Origin of the sequence: Cupriavidus sp. BIC8F, assembly GCF_032465815.1 — a bacterium.
GTDB classification, from domain to species: Bacteria; Pseudomonadota; Gammaproteobacteria; order Burkholderiales; family Burkholderiaceae; genus Cupriavidus; species Cupriavidus necator.
This window is the reverse complement of the sequence record NZ_CP136095.1, coordinates 2,113,258-2,124,735: the sequence shown is the minus strand read 5'-3', so window position 1 is coordinate 2,124,735 and position 11,478 is coordinate 2,113,258. Positions and strand designations below refer to the sequence as shown.

General features: G+C 62.2%; 9 protein-coding genes. 3 read left to right on the top strand and 6 right to left on the bottom strand.

The window, feature by feature from the left end:
- The first annotated feature begins 61 nt into the window (after positions 1–61).
- Entirely contained in the window at positions 62–1,336 is a 1,275-nt protein-coding gene (locus RS901_RS29785) for an MFS transporter (protein WP_316154101.1), read from the top strand.
- 110 nt (positions 1,337–1,446) lie between these two features.
- Here the strand turns inward: RS901_RS29785 and RS901_RS29780 are convergent, their stop codons facing one another.
- The 3 genes from RS901_RS29780 to RS901_RS29770 form a co-directional block, all read right to left on the bottom strand.
- On the bottom strand, positions 1,447–2,565 hold the full coding sequence (locus RS901_RS29780; RefSeq protein ID WP_316154100.1) for a WD40 repeat domain-containing protein: 1,119 nt from the start codon (positions 2,563–2,565) through the stop codon (positions 1,447–1,449).
- Positions 2,566–2,810: 245 nt separating this feature from the next.
- Positions 2,811–4,037, bottom strand: coding sequence for a cyanophycinase (locus RS901_RS29775; protein ID WP_316154098.1), 1,227 nt, complete (start codon positions 4,035–4,037; stop codon positions 2,811–2,813).
- A gap of 484 nt (positions 4,038–4,521) precedes the next feature.
- Positions 4,522–5,415: an SDR family oxidoreductase gene (locus RS901_RS29770; protein WP_316154097.1), complete on the bottom strand. Its 894-nt coding sequence runs from the start codon at positions 5,413–5,415 to the stop codon at positions 4,522–4,524.
- Positions 5,416–5,695: 280 nt separating this feature from the next.
- On the opposite strand from RS901_RS29770, the gene RS901_RS29765 reads away from it, so the two are divergent.
- A complete protein-coding gene (locus RS901_RS29765; protein WP_316154096.1) occupies positions 5,696–6,868 on the top strand; it encodes an FAD-dependent monooxygenase in 1,173 nt (390 codons plus the stop codon).
- 99 nt (positions 6,869–6,967) lie between these two features.
- Here RS901_RS29765 and RS901_RS29760 read toward each other — a convergent pair whose 3' ends face one another.
- Positions 6,968–8,191 (bottom strand): polyhydroxyalkanoate depolymerase, encoded by a 1,224-nt coding sequence (locus RS901_RS29760; RefSeq protein WP_316154095.1) that lies wholly within the window; start codon positions 8,189–8,191, stop codon positions 6,968–6,970.
- Between the two features lie 177 nt (positions 8,192–8,368).
- Between RS901_RS29760 and RS901_RS29755 the strand changes: the two genes are divergently transcribed.
- Positions 8,369–8,722 carry a hypothetical protein gene (locus RS901_RS29755; protein WP_316154094.1) on the top strand — a complete coding sequence of 118 codons (354 nt, stop codon included), beginning with the start codon at positions 8,369–8,371 and terminating at the stop codon, positions 8,720–8,722.
- A 131-nt stretch (positions 8,723–8,853) separates the two neighbouring features.
- On the opposite strand, the gene RS901_RS29750 is transcribed toward RS901_RS29755, so the two are convergent.
- Both RS901_RS29750 and RS901_RS29745 read right to left on the bottom strand, forming a co-directional pair.
- A complete protein-coding gene (locus RS901_RS29750) occupies positions 8,854–10,173 on the bottom strand; it encodes a CitMHS family transporter (protein ID WP_316154092.1) in 1,320 nt (439 codons plus the stop codon).
- A 187-nt stretch (positions 10,174–10,360) separates the two neighbouring features.
- Positions 10,361–11,401, bottom strand: coding sequence for an isocitrate/isopropylmalate dehydrogenase family protein (locus tag RS901_RS29745; RefSeq protein WP_316154091.1), 1,041 nt, complete (start codon positions 11,399–11,401; stop codon positions 10,361–10,363).
- Between the last annotated feature and the right edge of the window lie 77 nt (positions 11,402–11,478).

Genomic DNA, 11,478 nt, shown 5'->3' with positions numbered 1-11,478 from the left:
GCAGTTCTGGCCGGCAATCCGGGGCAGATCGAAATTCCACTGTTGCTGTTGGGCTGCGAAAATGCTGGCCGCTTCTGGTCATACTGGTTCCGAGGGCAGCGACCGAACCCTGCTGTATTTCGGTTGCCTGACCCTGTTCATCGCTCTGGCAACGCCGGCCGGTGCCCTGGTTGATATACAGACGTCGTACCTGCTCAAGAACCAGTTGCATGCGACCGCAACGCAGATCTCGATATTCCGGCTGGTGACGGGAATACCAGTGTACCTTGCGTTCGTTTTTGGTCTCGCGCGCGACCAATGGAACCCGCTGGGATTGCGGGATCGCGGCTTCTTCCTGATTTTCGCTCCGGCGACCGCGGTGGCATTCATCTGGATGGCATATTCAGGTTTCTCATACGCGGGACTGGTAATCGGGATGCTGCTGGCAATGCTGTCGTCCCGATTTATCGCCGCAGCCTATCAGGGGCTGATCGCCCTGGTGGGCCAGGAGAAGCTCATGTCCGGGCGCCTGAGCGCTCTGTTGAACGTGGTCGGCTCCGTCCCGGTCGTTGCGGGAGCGTTCGCCTCCGGGTACATCTCCGATCATCTTGCCGCGAAAGAGGCCTTCTTCCTGGTGGCGATGTTCGCCTTGTTGATCGCCGTGTTGGGGCTCTGGAAGCCCGTTTCCGTGTTCGGCCAAATCTACGAGAAGCCGCAAGCCAGGGGCACGGATCTTGTCGGGAATGTCAGGCGGTTGGTGAGACATAAGGCTGTTTATCCAGCGGTTCTCATCTGCTTCCTGTGGAATTTTGCGCCAGGAGCGGCCACGCCGCTGCAGTTCTATCTGAGCAATGAGCTGCATGCATCGGATTCCGTTTACTCGTACTACAACGGGATCTTTGCCGCAGCGTTCATCCCGACATTCTTGCTGTATGGCTTTCTGTGCAAGAAGGTATCACTGAACAAGCTGCTGTGGTGGGGAACGATCGTCGCAGTGCCGCAGATGATTCCGCTGGCATTCATTCACTCATCCAATCTCGCCCTTGTCTTGGCGGCACCGATAGGGCTGATGGGCGGTGTAGCCACGGCAGCATACTTCGATCTCGCGATGCGGTCCTGTCCGCCGGGCCTGCAAGGGACCCTGATGATGCTGGTGGATGGCGTTCTCGCGCTCTCGGCGCGTGCCGGCGATCTCCTGGGCTCGTGGATCTATAACAGCAGCCCAACGCACGGTTTCACATATTGCGTGATCGCGACTACCGTGGTGTACGCACTGATCCTGCTTTTGATCCCGCTGACGCCGAAAGCATTGATTGCTACCAGGGATGGCGAACCAAATCCGGAGGTCCAAGCCTAAGTGTCGGCCCGCTGGTGATCCATTACCCAGCCAGCCGGCTCTTTCCGCGACGCACCAGGAATCAGGCTGGAGACAGCGTGCGGCGTGGGGGAATGGTCGATCGCGCTGCCTCAGCGTGTCAGTGAAATTTCCTTTCCTGTCCGGGGATCAAGCAGAATGACCCGGATAATTCCACTTGTTGCCAGTCGCTGATTGTCGGGGCTGAACGTAAGCGATGAAAGCGCTCCGCTGTACCGGTTGACGAGGTCTCCGCTTTCAGTGTCATAGATCTCCAGGTGATAGTCCGCAGACAGTTCACGAGAAAAACGAATCATGGCGAGCCATTTCCCATCTGGCGAGAATGCCAGCGGGCAGTTGAAAGCCGGCCATGACGCCTGCGCGAACCCTGTCACCGGGACTCCGCTCGGAGCGCCCGTCAATTGGAGCGTACGTGCCAAGCCGATTACCGAGACAACGGAGACAAGTCTTTCCGCCGACTGACTGCCGGCCGTAGGTTTTTTAGGATCGACGAGCAATTTCTGAACCGCGAAATCGCCGGTTGCAAGGAAGCGAACCTCATAGCCGCCTGCCCCGGCAGCGAGTCGCGTGCCGTCAGGAGAAAAGGCGACTGACAAGACCGGTCCTGAGAAATCTTTGAAAACTGCAGCAATTCTCCGGCTCGATAGTTCCCAGAACGTGACATTGCGATGGATGTCTCCTGCCGCCAGTAACTTGCCATCAGGCGAAATGGCGACTGACATCACGCCCGATTTGGCATCAGTCAACACTGCACTCAGCGAACCCGTGTTCACGTCCCACAGCTTGATGGGAGCCTCCGGGCCCGCGCTTACCAGGTTCGTTCCGGCCGGAGAAAATGCAAGTGTCGTGGCACCATCCGACTCCTTGAACCGCAGGATGCGCTGCCATGTCCTGGCGTCCCAGATCAACACACCGTTATCGAACCCGGCAGTTGCAAACACTTTCCCGTCAGGCGAAAAGGCGACTGCGGCGGCATTCTTGTGCAGGCTCCAGGGATCATTGCCTTTGAGCTTCTTGATCGGCACCAGCGTGCTCGAATCCGCGATTACGATTTCCTGATCGCGAACTGCAACAATGGCGCTGCCATCGGGTGCCCATGCAAGCGCACGTGCATACCCCCCAAGGAACTGACCCGGGTGAGCAGGGGGCGCAGCGCAGCCTGTTACCAGCGCCCACAGAAAGAGAAGGGTAAGGAAGGGGAGGCGAGTCATTTATCACGCTCCGACTTTGATTACCCTCCGATCTTGCTGTAGGGCGCGGATGGGTGCCATTGTTATTGCGGCTGTTCCCGGCGGCCGCGCAGCGCCAGCAGGCCGCCGGCCGAGATCCGAGGCACGCTTGCCGGCGGACTTGGTTGCCACGCCGCCGAGCATCGGCCACCGCGTCGCAGGGTTCCAGGCGGGTGCGGGATGGTGGCGTGCGCAATCGCTGGCGGGCGAGGAGGGAGCGGCAGACCCTAGTAATGTATGGTGGCCGGGCTCTGGATGCCGGCGTTCTCGTCAACGACATACGCTTCGATTCCTGCGCTGCCGCCATTCCACCAGTTTGTCATATCAAAGACAGTCTCGTCGTCCAGCCGCTGGACATGGACGCCGTAGATGGTTAACGGCTTGCCGGGCGCGCAGACCGCGGGCGAAGTCAGTGGCCTCAGGAAGTGAACAGCGCTGGGCGATGTCGTGGATATGTTGGTCACGCGCTGTGCAATGAAACGGCCTGAGATCTTCTGAATCTGCAATGCTGTCTCGACGTCAAGGCCAATCCCCCGGGCGGCCGACGGGTTCTTCAGGACTCCGCCCTCGCAGCCCGAACCGGACCATGGCGCAATGCTTCTTGACAGGAACGTGACCAGCCTGCCCATGCGATCGCGCGAGTCGAAGTGCGGATCGACGAACGTATCGTCCAATGCCGTAGCGTTCAGGAAACTGGGGCCGGAAAACCCTTTCGGGTCAAATGTCATGTACTTGTTGTACGGATCGCTCAGCGCCTGCGTCGATGTGACCGTCCCTTCGATGGCGGAGAAAACGAACTGCCCCAGGACGTTGGCCCCGGCGCTGGTGCCGCCAACAGGAACGTTCCGCTGCATGAGCGCGGCGATGGTGGCGTTGAGCTTCGTACCTTTCCAGAAATTGATGTAGTTGCTCTGATCACCGCCCGCAATCCACAGCGCGTTTGCGCTGCCGACAACGGCGTTGACAAACGGGTCATTCGCCGCGGCAGTGTCGGTAATGACCAGCGTTTCCGCCGCAGTCAGGCCGAGGTACGCGCCACCGACATAGCCGTCCACCGCGGGAATATCGGTCGCGTTCTTCTTGTTGCTGTAATAGAAGTAAGGGTCGTAAGCGTCGGTACCGGTCGCGCGAATCACGACCATGCGACCGCCCGTTGCTTTCGTAATGCCCGCCTGCTGAATCATCCAGCGATACGCGGCATCGACATCGGGCCCGCCCCCCATGATGACCACCGGCTGTACCGCCTGTGGCTGGGGTGTGGGGAGGGTCTGCACAGGCACCGGATTGGGAGTCATGAAGTACTGTGTACCGGTTACGAAGTAGCTGTAGGAGGGGGTGGTCTTGTCACCCGCAAACGCAGGGGGAATCAGCACCCCGAGTACCACGCTGATGCAGGCGACCGCGTAGTACGCCACCACCCTGCAATGCTGTGTGAGCTTCGAAATGGATTCCATGACGTGACACCCCCTGGCGCTATCTTCTTCGTACAACTCGTTGATGACAGAAAAGCAACGCGCCAAATCCCTGGCAGGGCTGGCAGATGTCACGTTGCCGGGCAAGAGCTTCCGGCCGCTATTCCGAGCACGGGTGCGGGACGTGCAGGCGTTCCGTTATAGATGCTGGCGCACAAAAACTCCAGCCGGCCCTGGCCGCGGCGGGAGACGCGGTGAGACAGAAACGACCAGCAGCAACCAAGCTACTATCGCGGCCAGCTTCCGAAGGTCACTACTGGCAGCGCTCTCGCATGCCGGATCGCCATGGGAGCAAAGGTGCCACGGCAATCGGAAAGGTCTGTTCGCTTGCGTACGCTGGCGTTGCACTGCTCGCCGCCTCTGTCCCGGCCATGGGTGTTCTGGCAATGGCATCAGCGGGCGGGAACACATCGATGCCTGCTGGTGTTGGAGGAACCTGTTTCCGCTGGATTCTTCAAGCGCCCAATCAGTACGCCCTGGTGAATCCCCCATCGTGCAACAGGTTCGCCCCAGTCATGTGGTCGGAGAAACGCGATAGCAAAACTTCAACGGCGAGCGCAACTTCTTCGGGGCGACCGTACTTGCGCAGCGGAATATTCTCAGTCTCGGCGGCAAGCCGTTCGGCGAAGCTCATGGCAGCGTCCGCCGCACGCCGCTCAATCGATGCAATGTAGTCGGGGGTGAGCGTGCCGCCAAGCGAAAGGGTATTGACGTGAATCCCCTTTTCGCCAAGCACCAAAGCCAGCGTCTTGGCCTGCGCCAGCCAGGCGCAGCGCAGGACGTTGCTGGTGGCGTAGTTACCGAGTGCCTGCACCGAGGTGATGGCAGAAACAATGACGATCTTTGCGCGCCTTTCCTGAGCGGGATCCGGGCGCATTGTGGAGATCGCGTTCCTGAGGAGCTCGAGCGGTCCGATGAAATGACTTTGGAACAGCTCGCGCCACGTATCGGCGGGCGGCTGACAGTCACCGGTAGGGCGCATCTGCGGTGGCATGAGTACGACGCCATCCAGGACTGCACCGCTTGATGCGAGCTGAGCCCCAAAGGTCGCAACAGAGGCATCGCTGGCCATGTCCACCGCGATCCAGCAATGAGAACCGCGGGCTGGCTCTGGCAGAGCCACACAAGCAGACTGGAGCCGGTCGGCATTGCGGGCGGCGAGAATCAATGAGTAGCCAGCCTCCGCCAGGCGTGCGCAGACGGCACTCCCGATACCACCAGTGGCACCAGTTACCAAAATCGTTCTTTTCGGCTCGATCATGTCAGTCACCGTGGGTGCGGATGCACTTGTCATGCCGAGTCCGGCGAGCTTGACCAGCAATGGAAACCCGTCAATGGCCAACTGGGTGTGACTTGACACGTCACTTCCATACTAGGCCAATTCGGCGGAGAATCGGGGGCATCCTTTTGCCAGTCGAATGGCTACGGACATCGGGTTCAGCCCAGCCATGAGTATTCGGGCCACGGCGCTAACCGAGCACGCTCCACCCATTTCAGCCGTGGCACCCGACTTCAGCATGTACTAACCTTTTAATTTGCAGTCTTCCTTAGTGGGAATTGCTGTGAATATGCAGTCGGCTGGTCACCAGTTCACTTGCAACCGGCCCAGCTGCCTTGACAAATATTGACTGGGAGCCAACATGCGTGCTGCCATTGTCGGCGGTTCGCTCGGTGGATTGACGGCCGCACTGCTGCTGCGCGATCTGGACATCCAGGTCGATGTCTACGAGCGCTCGCCCGCCGAGCTGGTCCAGCGCGGCGCGGGGATAGGCTTCCTGCCCGACGCAGCCCGATATCTGGTTCAGAACGCAGGCCTGGCCCTGGACGATATCAGCATCGCTACGTCCTGCATCCGATACCTGGACCGTCGCGGAGAACGCATCTACGAAGCCGCGCACGGTTACCGGTTCAGTTCTTGGAATACGGTGTACCGGCACCTGCTGGCATTGATCGATCCGAAGTACTATCACCTCGGCCACGAGATGACCGGATGGTCCGAAGGCGACTGGGGCATGGCGGTCCAGTTCGCGGATCAGTCTTCAACCGCTGTGGACCTGCTGATATGCGCAGATGGGGTCGGTTCGACTGCCCGGTCGCGCCTTTTGCCACAAGTGCGGCGAAGCTATTCGGGTTATGTGGCATGGCGCGGCAAGGTTTCCGAATCTTCGCTGGATCCAGCGACGCGCGTGGTGTTCCACGATGCGATTACGTACTACGTTCTTGCGAACAGCCACATTCTTGTCTATCCAATTCCTGGGGCAGATGGCTCGATCGCACCGGGCGAGCGGCTGATCAACTTCGTCTGGTACCGGAACTACCTCGAAGGCAGCGACCTCGACGAACTGCTGACCGACACTGCCGGCCAGCGGCACGACCTCTCCCTGCCTCCGGGGAGTGTGAGAGACGCACACCTGGCTGAGCTGAGGGCAATGGCTGCATCCCGGCTCCCGGCACCGTTTGCGCAGGTCGTGTGCGGTGCCGCGCAGCCATTCCTGCAGGTTATTTGCGACGTCGAGGTGCCACGGATGGTCTTTGGCCGCGTCTGCCTGATCGGGGATGCGGCATTCGTCGTCAGGCCGCATGCAGCAGCCGGAACCGCCAAGGCAGCAGCCGATGCCTGGTCCCTGGCGGGTGCCTTGAAGCGTCATGGGGACGTGGTGGCTGCGCTGGCCGATTGGGAACCGCGACAACTTGCACTTGGAAAGCAATTGCTCGAGCGCACGCGGCGCATCGGCCGCCGTTCCCAGGTAGACTGCAATTGGATTGCAGGCGATCCCGAGTTGATCTTCGGGCTGCATGGACCTGGGGCGTGACCGTGGACCCCATCGGCAGTATTGCGCATTGCGCCTATCGCTCGTTGCTTGGGCCTTCCCGTGCCACCATGGTCCGGCCTCGCCGATGCGACATGGCGCTCAGTCAGCGCACCGCTGAATGAACTGGATCATGGCAGGCAGGATGGATTCCCGGAAACGCTGGCCGGCGAAGGTGCCATAGTGACCCACGCCGTCAACGACCAGGTGTTCTTTCCGGTCGGCGGCAAGACCCGCGCAGAGCGCGTGAGCCGCTTCGGTCTGGCCGCGGCCGGTGATGTCGTCCTCGCTGCCTTCGATGGTCAGCAATGAAACGTTGGTAATGGCCTCGGGGTAGACACGGCGCTGGCCGACTTCCATGCAGCCGCGGCACAGGTGATGCTCCAGGAAAACCTTCTGGATGGTTTCCAGGTAGTACTCGGCCGGCACGTCGAGCACGGCGTTGTACTCGTCATAGAACTTGCGATGCCTGGCTGCCTCGCTCTGCCTCCCATCGACCAGGTGGCGGTAAAAGTCGAGGTGCGCACCGGCGTGCTGTGCGACGTTCATCGACACGAAGCCTGCAAGCTGGAGGAAGCCCGGATAAACCCGGCGCCCGGTTCCCGGGTAGCCGGCGGGCACCCGTTCGATGACGTTGGTCTCGAACCACGCCAGCGAATATTGCTGCGCGAACTGGTCGACCGCGGTCGGGCTGACGCGGGTGTCGATCGGCGCGGCGACCAGGGTCATGGAGCGGGGCTGCATCTGCTCGTTGTCTTCGGCCATCTGGGCGACCGCGCAAAGCACCGGGACCCCGGGCTGGCAAACCGCCACGATATGGGTGCCCGCGCCGAGGTACCGCAAGAACTTTTTCAGGTAACCGACATAGCCGCCAAGATCGAAGTGCCCGGCGTCAAGCGGGACCACGCGCGCATCGGCCCAGTCGGTGATATAGACATCATGTCCGGGCAGCAATGCCTCGACCGTCGGGCGCAGCAGGGTGGCGTAGTGGCCGGAGAGCGGCGCCACCAGCAACACCCGCGGGCCAGGACTGGACATGTCCTTCCTGAAATGCAGCAGCCGGCAGAAGGGCTCTTCGATGAGCGCGGTCTCGGTGACGGCCACCCGTTGCCCGCGTACCAAGACCTCGTCGATCTCAAAGCGAGGTTTCCCGTAGGCCTTGGTCAGCCGGGTGAACAACTCAAGCGCGGCGTCGGCCTCGCGCAGTCCCGGAATCCAGGCGACCGATTCGCCCCAGAAATTGACTGCACGATAACCTGCCTCAATCATCGCCCCGAGCGGGCCGAGGGACTGCAGCGTGAGTTCCCGCAGAGCATAGAGCGCCATGGCGATTCCCGCCTCTTGAATAGGGTTGGTGTGTTGTTCTGGCGCAGGGGCCGGCAGACCGGGCGCCGCGCAATGCGGGCTTCAGCGCAGATGGCGCGCCCGACAGCCGCACGGCCGGCTTCGTGCAAGGTGGGCGGGCGGGCGACAGGCTTCTGCCGCGGGTGCGTTGGTGGGAAGGTGGCGCTGGTGCACCGAGAAGTGCTGCGCGCGGCTCAGGTGCCGTCGATGTCGAATGGACTGGCTGCGGGAGGCTCCGGTGTTGCCGTGGTGGCCGTTGCGGCCGGACAGTTGCGCGCGGCCCAGGTCGGACGCGAATCGGCTGGAATGCTGCATGATGTCCCCCCACTACTCAAGCCACCAGCATTGCGTCGCAATGCCAGCGGTACAGCTTGCAATCAAGTTACGCCATTTACATTCAGTAACACATTCGATCTAACCCTATTGCAACGCTTTGCATACGTCCTTGGCAACGAAGGAAGGCTGGCGGGTTCATTCGATGCGAATGTGGTCTTATGTGCTGGCAATATGTGATCCTCTATTGCCAGCAGGGCGGACCCAGCCGGGCCGTCTGCCAGGCTATTTGTAAATTTTTGCAAGTTGCGTTCGGGTAAAACGCCAGGCAGGCGGATGTCGTTGACCCGCCCGGTCCCGATTCCTCGCCGTCACGCTGCCCGGCCAATGACCGGAATCACGCCGAAGGCGACGGTAGCCAGCATCATGACCACTGCCGCCGACAGCGCCCAGAGCAGCGTATAGCGCTGGTGATCGCCAAATTCGACCTCGGCCAGGCCGACCAGCAGGTAGGTCGACGCGACCAGGGGGCTCAGCAGGTGAACCTGTTGCCCGATCAGCGAGGCGCGTCCGATCTCCGCCGCGCCGATGCCATAGACGGCGGCAGCCTTGGCCAGGATCGGCAGGATGCCGAAGTAGAACGCGTCGTTCGAGATAAAGAACGTGAACGGAATGCTCAGCACCCCGGTCACCAGGGCCATGTACGGACCCATCCAGTCCGGCACGGCGCTGATGACGCTGTTGGCGATGGCGTCGACCATCTTGGTGCCCGACAGGATCCCGACGAAGATGCCGGCGGCGAAGATCAGCGACACCACCGGCACGACGTTGGCGGCATGCGCGCCCATGCGCTCCTTCTGTTCGTGCAGGCTCGGGTAGTTGACCATCAGCGCGATGGCGGATGCGATGATGAACAGTGCAGGCAGCGGCAAGGTGCCGAGAATCAGCAGCACCATCAGTGCGATGGTCAGCAGGAGGTTGAACCACAGCAGCTTCGGCCTGGCGATCTGCGGATCGCCGGCGGCCTCCGGCATGGCATGGCCGTCATCGCCGGCCCCGGTGCGCATCAGTGCGATGCTGCCAAGCCGGTTGCGTTCGCGGCGGCCGAGCAGGAATGCCACGAACAGGCCCCACATGCCGGTGACAATCATCGGCAGGATCATCGGCACGAACAGCGAGCCCACGTCCACGCCCAGCGCGCTGGCGGCACGCGCGGTCGGGCCGCCCCAGGGCAGGATGTTCATCAGCCCGCCCGCCATCATGATCACGCAGGCCAGCACCAGCCGGCTGATGCCCAGGCGCTTGTAGAGCGGGAGCATCGCGGCGCAGGTGATCATGTAAGTGGTCGAGCCGTCGCCGTCGAGCGACACCAGCGCGGCCAGCACGAAGGTGCCCATGATGATCTTGACCGGATCACCGCCCACTAATTTCAGGATCACGCGCACCACCGGATCGAACAGCCCGGCATCGATCATCAGGCCGAAATACAGGATGGCGAACATCAGCATCACGCCGGTCGGCGCCAGCTTCTTGACGCCGTCCAGCATCATCGGGCCGAGTTCCGGGCCGAAACCGCCGATTGCGGCGAACGCAATCGGAACGAGGATCAGCGCCACCATGGCCGAGAGCCGCTTGGTCATGATCAGTGCCATGAACACGATCACCATCGAATAGGCGAGCAGGGTCAACATCTTTCTCTGTATCTCTTTGCCGCCCTGCCGCGTGGGGCGCTTAGGGGCGGGTGTGTGTGCGTCCGTCTGGCGCACGAGGTCAAGGGCGAGGCCGATCCCGCCGGCACGCCAGGGCGTGCCGGGTATGGAATGACCGCGGAGGGTGGCAGTCTTGTGCGCAGGCCCAGGCGGGCCGCGCGGGTGTGGCTCAGCCGGCGGAAACGATGCGTTTCACTACCGCGTCCGCAAACTGCAGCGTGGAGGCCGTGCCGTGCAGGTCGCCGGTCTTCACCTGGTCCTGGCCGAGGGTCAGCTCGATGGCTGTGCGCAGGCGCGTGGCCAGGTCCTGGCGGCCCACGTGGTCGAGCATCAGGCCGGCGGCCAGCATCAGCGAGATCGGGTTGGCAATGCCCTTGCCGGCGATGTCGGGCGCCGAGCCGTGCACGGCCTCGAAGATCGCGGCGTTGTCACCAATGTTGGCGCCCGGCGCCATGCCAAGCCCGCCAACCAGGCCAGCGATCTGGTCCGACAGGATGTCGCCGAACAGGTTGGTGCAGAGCAGCATGTCGAAGCGCCACGGGTTGAGCACCAGCTGCATGGCGCAGGCGTCGACAATGATGTCGTCCATGTCGACGCGGCCGGCGTAGTCCTGGGCCACTTCACGCGCCGCTTCCAGGAAGATGCCGGTGAGCGCCTTCAGGATATTGGCCTTGTGCACCACCGTGATCTTCTTGCGGCCGTTTTTGACGGCGTACTCGAAGGCGAAGCGGGCAATGCGCCGGCAGGCGTCGCGCGTGTTGGTGCCGGTGGACACCGCTACCGCATGCGGGTCGTCGCCAACCGGAATGTAGTAGTCATGGGCCACATAGAAGCCGCCGACGTTCTCGCGCACCAGCACCAGGTCGATATTCTCGAAGCGGCCCGGCACCAGGGTGCGGGCCGGGCGCACATTGGCATAGAGGTTGAACGCCTCGCGCAGGCGCACATTGACCGAGCGGAAGCCGCCGCCCACCGGCGTGGTCAGCGGCCCCTTCAGGGCCAGGCCGGTGCGGCGGATGCTGTCCAGTGTGTCTTCGGGCAAGGGATCACCGCTGTATTCGACGCCGGCCATGCCCGCCCGCCGGATATCCCAGGCAAACGGGGCGCCAAGCGCATCCAGCACCCGGACGGTGGCGTCCACGACTTCGGGACCGATCCCGTCGCCGGGGATCAGCGTGGCCGGGATCTGTTCGCGTGCACCGTTTTCCATTTGCGTTCCTGTCGTGAAGTAAGCGTTGCGCTGGCCGGCCAAGACGCCGGGCCAGGGACTGTGTTTCTCGTCCCTGG